The following is a 15,222-nucleotide window of genomic DNA, read 5'->3' on the forward strand; positions in this document are numbered from 1 at the left end:
GGGCGTGATCGATATCAACGAGTCCGTGCTGCAGTTCCTTCTGGCATTCATCGTGGTCGGCCCACTCCTCGGCGCAGCCGCCGCTCTCCTGCCGGCTCCGCCCGGACTGAAGGGGAAGTCACCCGAGCAGGCCGTGCTGCGCCACGGCATGACCGTGACCGGCGCGATCCTCGTCGCCGCGATCGTCCTCGCGCTCGGCTTCGACCACGACCATCCGTCGAAGATGCAGGCCACCACGGACATCAGCTGGATCCCCGCACTCGACGTGCGCATCCACCTCGGCATCGACGGCATCTCTCTCCCCCTGCTGGTCCTGACCGCGCTGCTGACCTTCCTCTGCGCGGTGTACTCCTACTTCAAGCGGCAGCATCAGCCGCCCACGCCACAGATCGCGGACCCGTCCCCGAAAGCCTTCGTCGCGCTCGTGCTCGTCCTGGAGTCCGGCACCCTCGCGGCCTTCGCCGTCCTCGACCTGCTGCTGTTCTTCCTCGCCTTCGAGATGGTCCTCGTCCCGATGTACTTCCTCATCGCCCGCTGGGGCGGCGCGGGCCGGACCCAGGCCGCCTGGAAGTTCATCCTCTTCACCCTGCTCGGATCCGTGGTCATGCTGCTCGGCCTGCTCCTGATCGGAATCAAGGCGGGCACTTTCGACATGGTGGCACTCGCCACTGACAACGGCCGGTCGCTCACCACATCCGTACAGGTCATCGCCGTTCTCGCGATCGGGATCGGGCTCGCCGTCAAGACCCCGATGTGGCCGCTGCACAGCTGGCTGCCCGACGCCCACACCGCCGCCCCGACCGTCGGTTCCGTCCTGCTGGCCGGAGTGCTGCTGAAGATGGGCACGTACGGGTTCGTCCGGATCCTGCTGCCCGTCGCGCCGGAGGGCTTCCGCACCTTCGCGCCCTACCTCGCCGCGTTCGCCGTCGTCGGGATCATCTACGGATCACTGGCCTGCCTGGCCCTCGCCAAGCAGGGCGCGAAGGGCGACCTCAAACGCCTCATCGCCTACTCCTCCGTCGGCCACATGGGTTTCGTCCTGCTCGGCATCGCGACCATGACCCCGACCGGCGTGAACGGCGCCCTGTTCGCCAACATCGCCCACGGCCTCATCACCGGACTGCTCTTCTTCCTGGTCGGAGCGCTGAAGGACCGCACCGGCACCACCGATCTGGACACCCTCGCCGAGCAGACCGGCGCCGCGCTGTACGGCAGGACCCCCCGCCTCGGCGGCCTCCTCGCCTTCGCCGCCGTCGCCTCACTCGGTCTGCCGGGCCTCGCCGGCTTCTGGGGCGAGATGCTGGCCCTGTTCGGCGCCTTCGACCCCGCCGACGACCTCAGCCGCCCCGCCTTCCTCACCTTCATGGCGATCGCCGCGTTCGGCACCCTGCTGACGGCCGCGTACCTGCTCGTCGTGGTCCGCCGCGTCTGCATGGGCGTCGTCCCGAGGGACGCCCCACGCCTCGCCGACGTACAGACCTACGAGTTCGCGGCCTGGGCCCCGCTCGTCGCCCTCACCGTCGTCGCCGGTCTGTGGCCGAAGGCCCTCCTCGGGCTGACCGACCCGGCCGTGCAGCAGCTCCTCGCAGGAGGCACCCGATGAGCGCCCTGGCCCAACCCGTGTTCCGGCCCCTGGCCGAGTCGGTCGTCCAGTCCGTCGACTGGACGGCCATCGCACCGCCCACCCTCGCGGCGGTCGTCGCCCTCGTCGTCCTCGTCGCCGACCTCTTCGTCGGCGATGCCCGCAAACCGCTCCTCGGCTGGCTTTCGGTCGGAGGGCTCGCCGCCTCCACGGCCCTCCTCCTGCCTCTCCTGGACGGCGACCGCTCCACCTTCTGCCTGACCGGCGACCCGCGCGTGTGCAGCTACACGGCAGACCGCTTCACCCTCGTCATCCAGTTCCTGGTGCTCGGGGGAGCGCTCCTGGCGGCCCTGCTGTCGGTCACCGCCCTGAAGGACGCGCGCGGGCGACTTCCCGAAGGGGAGTTCTGGTTCCTGCTGCTGTCCTCCGCCGCCGGTGCCGCCCTGCTGCCCGCCTCCCGCGACCTCGCCACCCTTGTCGTCGCCCTGGAGGTCGCCTCCCTGCCCGCCTTCGCCCTCGTCGGCATCCGGCACGGTGACCGCAAGTCCTCCGAGGCGGCCCTGAAGTTCTTCCTGTCGTCCGTGACCGCGACCACCGTCACCCTTCTGGGCATCAGCTTCGTGTACGCGACGACGGGAACCCTCTACCTCACCCAGGTCGCCGACCGCATCCAGCACGTCGACGGCCGACTGGACACCCTGGCCCAGACCGGCGTGATCCTCACCCTCATCGGCTTCGCCTTCAAGACGGCCGCCGTCCCCTTCCACTTCTGGGTCCCCGACACCTACGTCGGCGCCCCCCTGCCCATCGCCGCCTACCTGTCGGTCGTCGGCAAGGCGGTCGGCTTCTCCGGCCTCATCCTCGTCACCGTCATCGGCTTCCCCTCGTACGCCGACGTCTGGGGCCCCGCCCTGGCCACCCTGGCCGCCCTCACCATGACCGTCGGCAACGTCGGCGCCCTCCGCCAGCAAGCCACGCGCGCGTACAGCGCCGTACGCCTGCTCGCCTGGTCCTCCGTGGGCCAGGCCGGCTACCTCCTCGTCCCGATCGCCGCAGCCGCGTACACCGACGACGCCGAGCACGCCATCGGCTCCACCGTCGCCTACGCCCTCATGTACGCCGCCGTGAACCTGGGCGCCTTCGCGGTGGCCGCCCTGGTGGGCCGTACCAGCGCGACGAACCGGATCACGGACTACCGGGGCCTCTACGCGAAGAACCCGGCGGCAGCCCTCATCCTGGCCTTCTTTTTGCTCTGCCTCGCCGGACTGCCGCCGGGCATCATCGGTCTCTTCGCCAAGGTCACCGTCTTCTCGGCGGCCGTCGACGCGGGCCTCGGCTGGCTCGCGGTCGTCATGGCCGTCAACGTGGTGATCGCCCTTTACTACTACCTCCAGTGGACGGCGCTGCTCTTCCGCGCCCCCGAGGGCGAGCCCGAGAAGCACCGCGTCCCCGCCCCGCTCACCGCCGCGATCACCCTCACCGCGGCCCTCGGCATCGCCCTCTCGGGAGCACCCCAGCTGGTCCTGCGCTTCACCGACACCGGCCTCTTCTGAGCCCGCACGCGCACGCATGCCCCCGTCCTCACCCGGACGGCCCACGCCCATGCCCGCAGGCACAAGGGAACTAGTGCCTGCCGCCTGGCGTTGACCAGTACGGGAAGGTGCACTGGAAGTGACACCACGACACAGTGCCACCGCACAGGAGCAAGACTCGCAAGCAAAGGGTTCCCCTGCTGCACGACTTGGAGGGCGTACCGTGCACCGCCGGCACAACGGGCTCAGGACCGCAGTACTCCTCGGGGGACTGTCCGCACTCATCATCGTCATCGGCAGCTTCTTCGGCCGCATGGGCCTGATCGTCGCGGTCCTGATCGCTCTCGGCACCAACGCGTACGCGTACTGGAACAGCGACAAGCTGGCCCTACGCGCGATGCGTGCCCGCCCGGTGAGCGAGTTCGAGGCTCCCGCCCTGTACCGGATGGTCCGCGAGCTCTCCACCCAGGCCCGTCAGCCCATGCCCCGCCTGTACATCTCCCCGACAGAGGCACCCAACGCCTTCGCCACCGGCCGCAACCCGCGCAACGCCGCCGTGTGCTGCACGGAAGGCATTCTGCGCCTCCTCGACGAGCGTGAACTGCGAGGCGTCATCGGCCACGAGCTCAGTCACGTCTACAACCGGGACATCCTCATCTCCTCGGTCGCCGGCGCGCTCGCCTCCGTGATCATGTTCCTCGTCAACTTCGCCTGGCTGATCCCGATCGGCCGTTCGGACGACGACGACGGTCCCGGCATCCTCGGCATGCTTCTGATCATGATTCTCGGCCCGCTCGCCGCCAGCGTCATCCAACTCGCCATCAGCCGCTCCCGGGAGTACGAGGCGGACACCTCGGGCGCCCAGCTCACCGGTGACCCGCTGGCCCTCGCGAGCGCGCTGCGCAAACTGGAGACAGGCACCAAGCAGCTTCCGCTGCCTCCGGAGCCGCGCATCGAGACCGCGAGCCACATGATGATCGCGAATCCCTTCCGCCCGGGCCAGGGACTCTCCAAGATGTTCTCGACGCACCCGCCGATGGCGGACCGTATCGCCCGGCTCGAGAAAATGGCAGGTCGCCACCAGTGAAGACCATCCTGAACGTCATCTGGCTGATCCTGAGCGGATTCTGGCTGTTCCTCGCGTACCTGGCCGCCGGATTGCTGCTCTGCATCACGATCATCGGCATTCCCTTCGGGATCGTTCTTCTGCGTTCAGCATCGCGCTCGGGTCGACCCGCCCTTCGATGACCATCGAGGGCAGTAGCTGGAGCTCCGGGAGAGGGACCTGTTCCACGTCCGCCATGGCAGCGTTCACACGGCTCCAGGTGCCGTCCGACGTCCAGGCGTTGAAGTGCTTCGAGGCTTGGATCGTGGCACCGGTTTCCTTGAGCACGTTGGGCCACGACTTGCCCGTCCGCGCCTTGTAGAAGATGGCGTCTACGGAACGGCGGACCGTGCCCCCGCGCCCCTTCGGGAGTAGGGGAGCGACCCTTGCCCACTCCTCGTCGGAGAGCGCAGCAGCAGGGACGGTAAGGCCGGCGGCGGCGTACCAAGCCCGCACAGTGCAGGGGACACCGCCACGACGGTCGTCAGGCACCGGGCCGGTGATGGTGACCTTCAACTCCAGCATGGACAAGATGGCCGCTTGCTGCTCAGGGGCCATGTCCGGGAACGAGTTCTTCGCCATGCTCGCCAGCGCGATGAGATCGCGGGCGTACCTATCGGACTCCTCCATCTCCGCCAGCCATTCGGCCGCTTCGTCGCGCAGATTCTGGAGCTGCTGAAGTTCCTCGTTCAGCACTGCCGTAGCAGCTTCGATGGCGTCCGAAGACTTGCTCTGCTTGGCGGCTGCGACGATGACGGCCGCCATGGACGCGTTCATGCCCTCGATCTGCTGGTCGAGGTCGGCGATCCGGTCGACCAGGGCAGCCGTGTCCCCGGCCGCCATCCCGATCCACTCGGCCGCGAGCTCTTGCAGCCTTTCGCTGTCGCTCACGATCGCGGTGACGTGCTTCCACACGTGCTTCTCAAGTGCATCCGCATCGATGCGCGAGCAGCCGCAAGACTCTTGGGCAAGGTCTTTGGGCCCATTGCCGATGCAGCGGTAGAACCGGGCAACTTCCCGATCCGCTGCATAGCCGAATCCCGAGTGGCCCTTCCCGCAGAGGCTGACAACCCGACCACTCAGCGGGTAGACCCACCGTTTGCCGCTGCTGTGCTTCGCCGTCTCGGCGACCTTGCGCCGTAGCTCTTCACTCTGTTCCTCGGTCAGGATCCGAGGCAATTCGATCCTGACGGAGTCGCCCCAGATGGGGTCGCCCTTCTCATCCCTCTGGGCATGCTTCCCACGGAAGACGAGGGTGGCGTCGAGTACCGGCGCTGACATGATGCGATCTCGGAGATTGTCGCGCGTCCAGGTCTTACCGGAGCGGGCCGTGATCCCTTCGCTGATGAGCCGAACGGTGGCCTTGCGAAGGTTGAGTCCCTCGCCGACCACCAAGTCGTACACGTGCTTGATGACCTTTGCCTCATCCTCGTCGATCACGAGGTACGAGCCGGGGGTGCCCTTGTTGGCGATGCGGTATCCGTAGGGAGCTCGGCCGCCGATATGAGCGGCCGGCGTCAGCTCTGCCTTCTCCTGCAAGCCACCTTGAGTGCGGTCGCGGATCGTCTCCCATTCGGTCTCGGCGTAATCGGCATCCCGGCGCATCTTCTTGCGCCCCTCGGTGGTGGTGTTGTCGTAGTCGTCGGCGACGACGGCGACGAAGACCCCGATGTCTTCCAGAGCCCAGACCCAACGCCAGAAGGCGCGGCTCTTACGTCCGATCACACGGCCGTCCGGCACGACCACGATGTCGAAGGGACGCGGAGTCTGCTGGGCGTCATCCATGAGCCGCTTCAGGTCCCGACGGTCAGCCGCTTCCAGGGAGCCCGAGACACCCTCGTCTTTGTAGGTGCCGACATGAGTCCACTGCTTGAGCGCGATTGCCGAGTGGTTTTACGGCTCTGCCTGGCTACGCCGTACCTCTTCTTCTGCTCTTCGGTCGAGACGCGTAGGTAGTCGACCGCACGCAGCGAGCGTGTGCCGACCGTCCGGGCAGCGGTCTCGATGGCTGAAGACAGGGGTGTGCTTACATGAGACATGTCGACTCCTAGTCAGTCGGCCAGCCCCGGGGCGGTGGCAGCCGCTGCCGGGGCGTTTGTCTGAACTCCCAAGGTAACTCGGGGATCTGACATTCCGTCGGGCTTCTTGGAGTTTGTCCGTCGACGTGCCTGCGGTCCGAACAGGATGCGCAGGAGTAACGCCCGCTCGGCAGACGAGCAGGTGTAGCGGCTCGTATTCGCGGAGGCCGCCGAGCCGCCAGCAGGCCCGCACGAGGGTGCGGACGTGTTCGCTCACGGGAGCCGTCGCTATGTCGTCCAACGTGGTGACCGTGCGGTCGGTGCCGACGCCGGTCTTGTCCGCGCCCTTGGTGACGTACTTGGCAACGTACGCAGCTACGGCGTCATCGTCGGGACCGTCGCCGTCGGAGCGCAGTGAGCGGATGTCGATCTGTGCGCCCCAGTTGATCGCTCTGTCCGGTTACCGCCCGCAATAAGGCATGGTGATGCCTCTCAACGAGATCCGAAACCTTCGTCTGAAGAGATAACCTCTCGTCCGAGAGGCATGAGCGAGATCGGGATCAGCTTCAGGTTGGCCCACCCGAACGGGATGCCGATGATCGACAGGAACAGCGGGATGCTCGTGACCAGGTGGGCCAGAGCCAGCCACCAGCCCGCGAAGATCACCCAGATCACGTTCCCGATGAAGGACCCTGCCCCAGCACCCGGCCGATCCACTGTGGTGCGGCCGAACGGCCAGATGACGAAGCCGGCGATGCGTAGGGACGCGATGCCGAACGGGATGGTGATGATCAAGACGAAGCAGATCAGCGCCGCGATCAGGTAGCCGATCGCCATCCAGATGCCACAGAAGAAAAGCCAGATGATGTTCAACAGCAGGTTGAAGAGCTTCATGGTCGGTACCTCTCCAGGTCGGTCCATCGGCATGCCTGCTGTCACCAGTATCAGCCGGTCAGGCGTTCAGGCGGAACCGCAGCGCCCTTGTAGCGTGATCGGGAACCCTCGGAGACGATCCCGTTCGGAATCGCCGCATTTCGGATCGGCGACTACGCGCTGTGGCCCTTCGGCTACACGACGATCGAGCGTCGTGACGCGGGCGCGCCCTCCTGCCTCGGCAATGTGCTCTGGCTGGTGCTCGCCGGCTGGTGGCTCGCCATCGGGCACATCGTCACCGGCCTCCTCCTCTGCCTGACCATCATCGGCATCCCGTTCGGCGTCGCGAACTTCAAGCTGATTCCGGTCTCGCTCTTCCCGCTGGGCCGCGAGATCGTGCCCACCGACCAACCGTTCGCGGCGCGCTGACGGACCGAGTCCGATCCGTTCGTCGGCCACAGCCCGTCAGTAACCGGCGGGCCGCCGTTCGCGACAGCGGCCCGCCGGTCGTCCCCGTTCGCTCGACGACGCCCGGGCGCTCGCCGGTTGTCCACAAGCGGCGGGTTGTCCACAGGCCGGTCCGGTTGTCAGTGGCGGACTGCATCATGAACGCATGACCGAGAACGAGCAGTTGTGGGCAAGGGCGGCGGCCGAGGCGGCCAGCACCCGCCCCTGCGACCGGCCTTCGTTCCCCGACCCCGTGGACGCGGCCACCGTGGCCCGTGCCGAGGCCGCCCTCGGCTTCCCCCTGCCGCCACTGCTCGCCGACCCCTACCTGCGTACTGGGGACGGCGGATTCCGCTCGGAGTACGGCCTGCTGCCCCTGCTCGACAGCTTGCCGGCCGGTGAACCCGCCGCCGTCAGCCCGTACCTCGCCAACCGCGAAAGCGGTCACGAAGATCCCGACCGGCCCTGGCCCGAGGGCGTCCTGCCGATATCCCACTGGGGCTGCGCGATGTACGCCTGCGTGGACTGCCGCTCCCCGCGGGCTACGGTGCTGCCCTGCGAGCCGAACCCCGGCGACCCCGACCACGCATGGCTCGTCGACGCCCTCGGCCCCACTACGTGGCTGCACCCCTGGCTCGTCGACGCCCCCCGCCCCACTGCCTGGCTGCACGCCCGGCTGGACGGCACGGGCTGGTACGGCACCCTGGGCGACGACCTGGAACCGACCCCCTGGACCGAGTTCCGCATACGCACGGCGGCCGCCTGAGGCGACGGCGCCGTAGCGGCCCTCCTGCCACGGACCCGTTGCCCGGGCAGCTGCCCCTCGCCCTCCGTCGTCACCCTCTCGCGGCTACCGCGACCCCGCCCAGCGCCGCCGTATCCCGTAGGCGAGCACGCCCACCGCCAGCACCCCCGCCCCCACGGCCACCGAGGTTCTAGGCAACGCGAACGCGAGCGCGACGCAGCCCAGGAGCCCCACCGCGGGCAGCACCCGCTTCGCCGGGGCCGGATCGAGCGTCCAGGCCGACGCATTGGCCACCGCGTAGTACGTCAGCACGCCGAAGGAGGAGAAACCGATCGCGCCCCGGACATCCACCGTGGCGGCCAGGACCGCGACCACCGCGCCCACGGTGAGCTCGGCCCGGTGCGGTACCTGGAAGCGCGGATGCACGGCGGCCAGGGCGCCGGGCAGATACCGGTCCCGTGCCATGGCCAGTGTCGTACGTGAGACGCCCAGGACGAGGGCGAGGAGCGAGCCCAGCGCCGCCACGGCGGCCCCGATCCGCACCACCGGCACCAGCCCGGGCACCCCCGCCGCCCGCACCGCGTCGGCCAACGGGGCCCCTGCCCGCCCGAGATCGCCCGGCCCCAGCACGGAGAGGACAGCGACCGCCACACCCGCGTACACGACCAGAGCGATGCCCAGGGCCAGGGGGATCGCGCGGGGGATGGTGCGCGCCGGGTCACGCACCTCTTCGCCCAGCGTGGCGATGCGGGCGTACCCGGCGAAGGCGAAGAACAGCAGACCGGCGGAGGTCAGCACCCCTCCGACACCGTGGGAGATCCCGACGTCCAGCCGCCCGTCGTCGGACGCGCCGGAGCCCAGGCACACGACCACCACGGAAGCGAGGACCGCCAGAACCACCGCCACGATCGCCCGCGTCAGCCAGGCCGACTTCCGGACGCCGCCGTAGTTCACCGCGGTCAGCGCCACCACGGCCGCGACCGCCACCGCGTGCGCCTGCCCCGGCCACACGTACGCACCGACCGTCAGAGCCATCGCCGCACAGGAGGCCGTCTTCCCGACCACGAACGACCAGCCCGCCAGATACCCCCAGAACGCGCCGAGCCGCTCGCGCCCGTACACGTACGTGCCACCCGAGGCGGGATACAGCGCGGCGAGCCGTGCGGACGACATGGCGTTGCAGTAGGCGACCAGCGCGGCGAGCGCGAGTCCGAGCAGCAGCCCGGAACCCGCGGCCTGTGCGGCGGGAGCGAGCGCCGCGAAGACGCCGGCGCCGATCATCGAGCCGAGCCCGATGACCACGGCGTCGCCGAGGCCCAGTGTCCGCCGCAGTTCGGCGCGTGATCCGGACTGTGTCATGGACCGCACCCTAGTGATCGGGGGAACCAGCGTGTGTCCTCAGGACGTCGTCGTCATCGACACGAGCCGAACTCGCGTGCGACGCAGGACGCGGGGGGTGACGGAAACGAGCACAGCCCGTCCGGAGCGAGTGACATCACAGTGCCCGGACAGCGCGGGCACAGCACGGAAGGGCAGGTTCAGGGCATGAGCATCATCAGCTGGATCATTCTGGGGTTGTTGGCCGGAGTCATCGCCAAGGTCCTGCTTCCGGGCCGCGACCCGGGCGGCTTCATCGGCACGACCCTCATCGGCGTCGCGGGCGCGTTCATCGGCGGCTGGATATCGGCCCGCTGGCTGGACCACCCCGTCACCAAGGACTTCTACGACGGCGCGACCTGGGCCGCGGCGATCGGCGGTTCGCTGGTGCTGCTGATCGTCTACCGCCTGCTGTTCGGCAACTCGCGCGACTGAGCGCCTGCGCGGCGGGCCGGACGAGAAGGGTGGGCACCCGACGGGCGCCCACCCTTGCGTACAACTGGCCGGCTCGTGGCTGGCCGGCTCGCCTCCGGTCGGCCGGCTACCGGTAGTTCACGAACTGAAGGGCGAAGTCGAAGTCCTGGCCCTTGAGCAGGGTGATGACGGTCTGGAGGTCGTCGCGGCTCTTGGAGCTGACACGCAGTTCCTCGCCCTGCACCTGGGCCTTCACGCCCTTGGGGCCCTCGTCGCGGATGAGCTTCGCGACCTTCTTCGCGTTGTCCTGGGAGATGCCTTCCTTGATCTCCGCGAAGAGCTTGTACTCCTTGCCGGAGAGCTGGGGCTCGCCCGCGTCCAGCGCCTTGAGCGAGATCCCGCGCTTGATCAGCTTGGACTGGAAGACGTCGAGGACGGCGTTCACCCGGTCCTCGGAGTTCGCCTCCATCAGAATCTTCTCGCCGGACCACGAGATCGAGGCGCCGACGCCCTTGAAGTCGTAGCGCTGCGAGATTTCCTTGGCGGCCTGGTTGAGGGCGTTGTCGACCTCCTGCCGCTCGACCTTCGAGACGATGTCGAAACTGGAGTCGGCCATGTCCTGTGGCTCCTTGTATCGGGGTGCGTGTCAGGTGCGTATCGGCGTACGTGGGCGACCGCCGAGCCCGGCGTGGTCCCGGGCCGCATCCGGACAAGCCTAGTCACCCCGCTCCCTCCGGGCAGCGAGGAATCAGGTGGCGAAGCACCCCTGGGCATCGGGTATCGTTTACGTCGTTGCCAGGGAGCACCGCCGAAAAGCGGTTCGAACAGGCGGCAAACCCGGCGGTGTGCCCGAGCGGCCAAAGGGAGCAGACTGTAAATCTGCCGGCTCAGCCTTCCCAGGTTCGAATCCTGGCGCCGCCACGCTGAGAGAGGTAACCCCTCCGAACTGCGGAAACGCAGAGCGGAGGGGTTTCTTCGTATGCGGGAAAGCCTGGGCGGCGGCGCGCTTCACCTCCCTTCGGCCGGGTCTGTCGGGTCTGTCGGGTCTTCCGGATCTGCCGGGGCGTCCCGGGGTTCGGGGGCTTCCGGCGAGGGTGTCTTCGCCGCTCTTTTCACCTCCGCCTCGATGTCGTTGCGTGGTCTGTTCTCGTCCTTGGCATGTTCGGTCACCGCGGCCTGGACATCGCGGGCGAGGTCGCGCCATGCGCGCCAGGCGGTTTCGTAGGTGTCGGTCTGGATCTCCGGCCAGGGGGTGGCCGTGGGTGCGCCGTACGTGTCCCGCAGCGCTTCGACCCTCGCGTGTGCCTCGTCGGCCGCGCGTTGCTTCTCCACGAGTTCCTCGAAGGTATGTGCCACGTGTACGGATGCTAAGGAGCCGGCCGCACTTCCGCGCGGCGAGCGGGGCGCGTCCCGTCGCGGGGTACCCGCGTGGCCCACTGGGGCAGACTGATCACATGTCCAGCGCGTCCAGCCGCCGTAGAACGTGTCCCGTATGCCGTCGCGAGATCGCCGTCGTCGCCGGACGGTTCGCCCGGCACGACCCGCCGGGGGCGCGCGGGACCGGGGACCTCGTCTCCTGCCCCGGCTCCCGCAGCCCGGCGCAACTGGGCGCCGCCCAGCCGTCGTTGGACGGGTATGTGGTCCCGGATTTTCCGGGACAGCTGCCCCTCTTCTAGCGCCTCTTCCAGCCCTCGTCAGCGCTACTTCCCGCGCACCGCGTTCTTCAGTTCCCCGCCACCGCCTTGACCGCCACCGCCACCGGCGCCGAGCCGCTGATGAGCTCCAGGGTGAGGCCGGAGGTCGCCGGGGTGTCCAGCAGTTCGGCCAGGACGGCGGCCACGTCGTCGCGCGGGACGGGCCCGCGGCCCGTACGCGCCTCCAGGCGGACCAGGCCGGTGCCGGCGTCGTCCGTCAGGGCGCCGGGGCGCAGGATCGTCCAGTCGAGGGAGGTGAGGCCCTGCACGTGCGCGTCCGCCTCGCCCTTGGCGCGCAGGTAGACGTCGAAGACCTCGTCGCCCCGGTGGCCGGGGTCCGCGCCCATGGACGACACGACCACGAAGCGCCGTACGCCCGCCCGGACCGCCGCGTCCGCGAACAGGACCGCCGCGCCCTTGTCCACGGTGTCCTTGCGGCCCACTCCGCTGCCCGGGCCGGCGCCCGCCGCGAACACCGCCGCGTCCGCGCCCCGCAGCCGCTCCGCGACCGTCTCGACGGACGCCGACTCCAGGTCCAGGACGACCGGTTCGGCGCCGGCCGCCCGCAGGTCGTCGCTCTGTTCCGCCTTGCGGATGATCCCCGCGACCTCGTCCCCGCGCGCGGCGAGCAGGCGCTCCAGCCGCAGCGCGATCTGACCATGACCACCAGCGATGACAATGCGCATGCTTCCGACCGTACGCCCGGACCCCCGCATCCGCCGCATGACCTCGCCCGGGCCCCGTCCAACTCCCGGTCCGGTCCCTGCTGTCCCGTCCTTGCTGTCCCGTGCCCGCTGTCCCGTGCCCGCTGTCCTGTTCAGGCGGTTCTACGAGAGTTCTCCGCGTCCCTGCCTCGGCAGGCCCCACTCCGGGGCGGCCGTGGAGTTGCGGTACTCCCGGACCGCGCTCGTGCGGGCCACCACGCGGCCCTGGTGGATCACGATCCTGCTGTACGCCAGGGACAGGGCGCCCGCCAGTCGGTCGCCGCGAACGGCCAGGAGGTCGGCCGGGAAGCCCGCCTCCACGCGGACCTCGGGGAGGCCCAGCGCGGCCCGCGCGGACGTGCTCACGGCGTCGTAGGCGTCCTCGGCACGCAGGCCGTGGCGGGAGGCGAGCAGGTAGGCCGCCTCCAGGGGGTCGCCGCGGCCGACCGGGTTGGAGACGTCCCGCAACGCCCCGCTGCCGGCGGCGACCCGTACGCCCGCCGCGCGCAACAGCCTTACGGGCGCGGCGTCCCGGTGCTCGACGGTGCCGCAGCCGCCCTGGGGGAGGCAGACCACCGTCACGCCGGCGGCGGCGAGTTGGTCGGCGGTGCGGCCGGCCGCTTCGGCGGGGAGGTCGTCGAGGCCGCCGCAGGGGCTCAGGGTGACGCCCGGGCGCAGGCCGCCGGCCATCGCGGCGAGGCGGGCGAGGCGGGCCGGGTCGGCGGCGTCGGTGTGCAGGTCGACGGGGCAGCCGTGTTCGGAGGCGACTTCCAGGACGGTCTCCACGTAGCCCGTCGGATCGGGGTCGAGGTCCGGACAGCCGCCCACCACCGAGGCGCCCATCTTCACCGCGTCCCGCAGGATCGCGAGCCCGTCCGCCCCGGCTGCCCCGGTCAGTACCCGGGGCATCGCCACCGCCGTCAGTTCGGCGAGCCCGCGCAGCGAACGCCGGGCCTGGAGGACGGCGGCCAGCGCGCCGAGGCCCTGGACGTCGCCCACGTGCACATGGGCGCGCAGCGCCGTCGCGCCGTGGCCCAGTTGCAGCAACGCGGCCTCCGTGGCGCGGCGCTGGACGTCCTCGGGGGCGTACGAGACCGGGCCGTCGGTGTCGGCCGTGAGCGCGGTGTCGGCATGCGCGTGCGGCTCGGCGGGGGCGGGGAGCAGGAGGTAGCCGCCGAGGTCCACGCGCGTGCCGCCGCGGGCCGGGCCGGTCGTCAGGCTGCCCGCCGTGCCGACCGCCTCGATACGCCCGCGGCCCAGCCGTACGTCCACGGTCCGGCCGTCGGCCAGGCGCGCGCCGCACAGCAGGAGGGCGGCCGGGTCCGGCGAACGTCCCGAGGCGCCGGACGCGGACGACGGCCAAGGGGGCGGCTGCGGCTGGCTGTCGGGCATCGCACTCCAGGGGCTCGGCACGGGACTGCGCGGGGACGCGGGTGACGCGCGGTCGCGGGGACGCAAGATCACGCAGAGTGAGTCGAGCCTAGGACGGCGTTTCGGCGTCAGCGGGGAGGAGCGCAATAGTCGTACCGGTGTGGTCCGGTGGGCGGGAGGTGCTCGGGAGGCCGCTGGGACCCTGCGGAAACGGCCCTCCGGGCGGTCCCGGAAGGCCTCGCGAAACGGATTTGGGTGAACGGCTGCGGACCGTGTAATGTCTTCATCGCTCGCCCCAATAGCTCAGTCGGTAGAGCGTCTCCATGGTAAGGAGAAGGTCTACGGTTCGATTCCGTATTGGGGCTCTGGTGGGTGAGGTTCCCGTCGCAAGGCGGGACCTGATCCCATCAAAGCGGTGTAGCTCAGTCGGTAGAGCAAGCGGCTCATAATCGCTGTGTCACCGGTTCAAGTCCGGTCACCGCTACTGACAGTAGCCGATTGCGGGGTCGGTCCTTCGATCGGCTACTCTTTTATGCGTTATGTCGTCCCATCCGTTCGTCAAGGAGCACTCCTGTGGCTGCCACCGACGTCCGCCCGAAGATCACGCTGGCCTGCGTGGAGTGCAAGGAGCGGAACTACATCACCAAGAAGAACCGGCGTAACAACCCGGACCGACTGGAGATGAAGAAGCACTGCCCGCGTTGCAATGCGCACACCGCGCACCGCGAAACGCGATAAATTCAGGCTCGTATGCGAGGCCGTCCCCGAGTGATCGGGGGCGGCCTCGTGTCGTTGAGCGACCGGTACCGGTCAGTAGAGCAAGGCTGATCGGTGCAGTGACAGAGCAGCAGAGCAACCAGGAGGTGCCGAGGCCATGGCGCTCGACCAGTCCTTCGTCGGGCGGACCTACCCGCCCACCGATCCCTATGAGGTCGGTCGGGAGAAGATCCGCGAGTTCGCCGAGGCCGTCGGTGACGCCAATCCGGCGTACACCGACCCGGAAGCCGCCAAGGCGCTCGGGTACGCCGATGTGATCGCGCCGCCGACCTTCGTGTTCTCGATCACCTTCAAGGCGGCGGGACAGGTCGTGCAGGACCCCCAGCTGGGCCTCGACTACAGCCGGGTGGTGCACGGCGACCAGAAGTTCGCCTACCGGCGCCCGGTGCGCGCCGGTGACCGGCTGACGGTCACCTCGACCATCGAGGCGGTCAAGTCCATGGCCGGCAACGACATCCTGGACATCCGTGGCGAGGTCCACGACGAGAGCGGCGAGCACGTAGTGACCGCCTGGACCAAGCTCGTCGCCCGCGCGGCGGAGCCGGCTGACTCCGTGGACGCCACGGACGGGAAGGCGTGAGGA

General features: G+C 69.4%; 17 protein-coding genes, 3 tRNA genes and 1 pseudogene. 13 read left to right on the forward strand and 8 right to left on the reverse strand.

All coding sequences use genetic code 11. The annotated features are described in order from the left end of the window. The first annotated feature begins 4 nt into the window (after positions 1 to 4). The 4 genes and pseudogenes from QF030_RS24915 to QF030_RS24930 form a co-directional block, all read left to right on the forward strand. A complete protein-coding gene (locus QF030_RS24915; RefSeq protein ID WP_307164862.1) occupies positions 5 to 1,603 on the forward strand; it encodes a complex I subunit 4 family protein in 1,599 nt (532 codons plus the stop codon). Beyond that, positions 1,600 to 3,135, forward strand: a complete 1,536-nt coding sequence (locus QF030_RS24920; protein WP_307164863.1) for an NADH-quinone oxidoreductase subunit N — start codon at positions 1,600 to 1,602, stop codon at positions 3,133 to 3,135. Before QF030_RS24915 ends, QF030_RS24920 begins: the two co-directional genes overlap by 4 nt. A gap of 202 nt (positions 3,136 to 3,337) precedes the next feature. Beyond that, entirely contained in the window at positions 3,338 to 4,201 is an 864-nt protein-coding gene (htpX, locus tag QF030_RS24925) for a zinc metalloprotease HtpX (RefSeq protein ID WP_307164864.1), read from the forward strand. After that, positions 4,198 to 4,326: pseudogene (locus tag QF030_RS24930) on the forward strand (YccF domain-containing protein); the annotation flags it as partial. The gene htpX and the pseudogene QF030_RS24930, both read left to right, overlap by 4 nt. Here the strand turns inward: QF030_RS24930 and QF030_RS24935 are convergent. Genes QF030_RS24935 through QF030_RS24945 form a run of 3 tightly spaced genes read right to left on the reverse strand, consistent with a single transcriptional unit; the run spans position 4,292 to position 7,131 of the window. Then, positions 4,292 to 6,100 (reverse strand): recombinase family protein, encoded by a 1,809-nt coding sequence (locus tag QF030_RS24935; RefSeq protein WP_307167683.1) that lies wholly within the window; start codon positions 6,098 to 6,100, stop codon positions 4,292 to 4,294. The pseudogene QF030_RS24930 and the gene QF030_RS24935 overlap by 35 nt on opposite strands. Before the next feature lie 12 nt (positions 6,101 to 6,112). Continuing rightward, positions 6,113 to 6,685: a replication initiator gene (locus tag QF030_RS24940; protein WP_307167684.1), complete on the reverse strand. Its 573-nt coding sequence runs from the start codon at positions 6,683 to 6,685 to the stop codon at positions 6,113 to 6,115. Positions 6,686 to 6,729: 44 nt separating this feature from the next. After that, positions 6,730 to 7,131, reverse strand: a complete 402-nt coding sequence (locus tag QF030_RS24945) for a YccF domain-containing protein (protein ID WP_307164865.1) — start codon at positions 7,129 to 7,131, stop codon at positions 6,730 to 6,732. Between the two features lie 117 nt (positions 7,132 to 7,248). On the opposite strand from QF030_RS24945, the gene QF030_RS24950 reads away from it, so the two are divergent. After that, positions 7,249 to 7,539: a YccF domain-containing protein gene (locus QF030_RS24950; RefSeq protein ID WP_373428911.1), complete on the forward strand. Its 291-nt coding sequence runs from the start codon at positions 7,249 to 7,251 to the stop codon at positions 7,537 to 7,539. Between the two features lie 184 nt (positions 7,540 to 7,723). Then, positions 7,724 to 8,323 (forward strand): SMI1/KNR4 family protein, encoded by a 600-nt coding sequence (locus QF030_RS24955; protein WP_307164866.1) that lies wholly within the window; start codon positions 7,724 to 7,726, stop codon positions 8,321 to 8,323. Positions 8,324 to 8,407: 84 nt separating this feature from the next. Here the strand turns inward: QF030_RS24955 and QF030_RS24960 are convergent, their stop codons facing one another. After that, the gene (locus tag QF030_RS24960) at positions 8,408 to 9,661 is read right to left on the reverse strand and encodes an APC family permease (protein ID WP_307164867.1); all 1,254 of its coding nucleotides are present in this window, start codon (positions 9,659 to 9,661) and stop codon (positions 8,408 to 8,410) included. Between the two features lie 186 nt (positions 9,662 to 9,847). On the opposite strand from QF030_RS24960, the gene QF030_RS24965 reads away from it, so the two are divergent. Further along, a complete protein-coding gene (locus tag QF030_RS24965) occupies positions 9,848 to 10,114 on the forward strand; it encodes a GlsB/YeaQ/YmgE family stress response membrane protein (protein WP_307164868.1) in 267 nt (88 codons plus the stop codon). Between the two features lie 106 nt (positions 10,115 to 10,220). On the opposite strand, the gene QF030_RS24970 is transcribed toward QF030_RS24965, so the two are convergent. Further along, positions 10,221 to 10,709: a YajQ family cyclic di-GMP-binding protein gene (locus tag QF030_RS24970; protein ID WP_307164869.1), complete on the reverse strand. Its 489-nt coding sequence runs from the start codon at positions 10,707 to 10,709 to the stop codon at positions 10,221 to 10,223. A 223-nt stretch (positions 10,710 to 10,932) separates the two neighbouring features. Between QF030_RS24970 and QF030_RS24975 the strand changes: the two genes are divergently transcribed. Then, positions 10,933 to 11,014: transfer RNA gene (locus tag QF030_RS24975), tRNA-Tyr, on the forward strand. A gap of 87 nt (positions 11,015 to 11,101) precedes the next feature. On the opposite strand, the gene QF030_RS24980 is transcribed toward QF030_RS24975, so the two are convergent. Then, a complete protein-coding gene (locus tag QF030_RS24980; RefSeq protein ID WP_307164870.1) occupies positions 11,102 to 11,449 on the reverse strand; it encodes a hypothetical protein in 348 nt (115 codons plus the stop codon). 98 nt (positions 11,450 to 11,547) lie between these two features. Here QF030_RS24980 and QF030_RS24985 point away from each other — a divergent pair, with 98 nt between their 5' ends. After that, positions 11,548 to 11,769: a hypothetical protein gene (locus tag QF030_RS24985; RefSeq protein WP_307164871.1), complete on the forward strand. Its 222-nt coding sequence runs from the start codon at positions 11,548 to 11,550 to the stop codon at positions 11,767 to 11,769. Positions 11,770 to 11,816: 47 nt separating this feature from the next. On the opposite strand, the gene QF030_RS24990 is transcribed toward QF030_RS24985, so the two are convergent. Next, positions 11,817 to 12,473 (reverse strand): SDR family oxidoreductase, encoded by a 657-nt coding sequence (locus QF030_RS24990; protein ID WP_307164872.1) that lies wholly within the window; start codon positions 12,471 to 12,473, stop codon positions 11,817 to 11,819. Positions 12,474 to 12,614: 141 nt separating this feature from the next. Further along, positions 12,615 to 13,883: a hydrolase gene (locus QF030_RS24995; protein ID WP_307164873.1), complete on the reverse strand. Its 1,269-nt coding sequence runs from the start codon at positions 13,881 to 13,883 to the stop codon at positions 12,615 to 12,617. Between the two features lie 271 nt (positions 13,884 to 14,154). Here QF030_RS24995 and QF030_RS25000 point away from each other — a divergent pair. From QF030_RS25000 to QF030_RS25015, 4 genes are all read left to right on the forward strand, one after another. Then, a tRNA-Thr gene (locus QF030_RS25000) sits at positions 14,155 to 14,227 on the forward strand. A gap of 46 nt (positions 14,228 to 14,273) precedes the next feature. Beyond that, positions 14,274 to 14,346 (forward strand) — tRNA-Met (locus QF030_RS25005). Between the two features lie 89 nt (positions 14,347 to 14,435). Further along, positions 14,436 to 14,600, forward strand: coding sequence for a 50S ribosomal protein L33 (gene rpmG / locus QF030_RS25010; protein ID WP_003948671.1), 165 nt, complete (start codon positions 14,436 to 14,438; stop codon positions 14,598 to 14,600). Between the two features lie 136 nt (positions 14,601 to 14,736). After that, positions 14,737 to 15,219, forward strand: coding sequence for a MaoC family dehydratase N-terminal domain-containing protein (locus tag QF030_RS25015; RefSeq protein ID WP_307164874.1), 483 nt, complete (start codon positions 14,737 to 14,739; stop codon positions 15,217 to 15,219). The last annotated feature ends 3 nt before the right edge of the window (positions 15,220 to 15,222 follow it).

The organism is Streptomyces rishiriensis, assembly GCF_030815485.1.
Lineage (GTDB): Bacteria > Actinomycetota > Actinomycetes > Streptomycetales > Streptomycetaceae > Streptomyces > Streptomyces rishiriensis_A.

What these genes read in the sequence shown, in the direction of transcription:
- QF030_RS24965 (WP_307164868.1), top strand. Translation starts at nt 9,848, where the DNA reads ATGAGCATCATCAGCTGGATCATTCTGGGGTTGTTGGCCGGAGTCATC.
- QF030_RS24955 (WP_307164866.1), top strand. Translation starts at nt 7,724, where the DNA reads ATGACCGAGAACGAGCAGTTGTGGGCAAGGGCGGCGGCCGAGGCGGCC.
- QF030_RS24920 (WP_307164863.1), top strand. Translation starts at nt 1,600, where the DNA reads ATGAGCGCCCTGGCCCAACCCGTGTTCCGGCCCCTGGCCGAGTCGGTC.
- QF030_RS25015 (WP_307164874.1), top strand. Translation starts at nt 14,737, where the DNA reads ATGGCGCTCGACCAGTCCTTCGTCGGGCGGACCTACCCGCCCACCGAT.
- QF030_RS24945 (WP_307164865.1), bottom strand. Translation starts at nt 7,131, where the DNA reads ATGAAGCTCTTCAACCTGCTGTTGAACATCATCTGGCTTTTCTTCTGT.
- QF030_RS24960 (WP_307164867.1), bottom strand. Translation starts at nt 9,661, where the DNA reads ATGACACAGTCCGGATCACGCGCCGAACTGCGGCGGACACTGGGCCTC.
- QF030_RS24985 (WP_307164871.1), top strand. Translation starts at nt 11,548, where the DNA reads ATGTCCAGCGCGTCCAGCCGCCGTAGAACGTGTCCCGTATGCCGTCGC.
- QF030_RS24970 (WP_307164869.1), bottom strand. Translation starts at nt 10,709, where the DNA reads ATGGCCGACTCCAGTTTCGACATCGTCTCGAAGGTCGAGCGGCAGGAG.
- QF030_RS24995 (WP_307164873.1), bottom strand. Translation starts at nt 13,883, where the DNA reads ATGCCCGACAGCCAGCCGCAGCCGCCCCCTTGGCCGTCGTCCGCGTCC.
- QF030_RS24990 (WP_307164872.1), bottom strand. Translation starts at nt 12,473, where the DNA reads ATGCGCATTGTCATCGCTGGTGGTCATGGTCAGATCGCGCTGCGGCTG.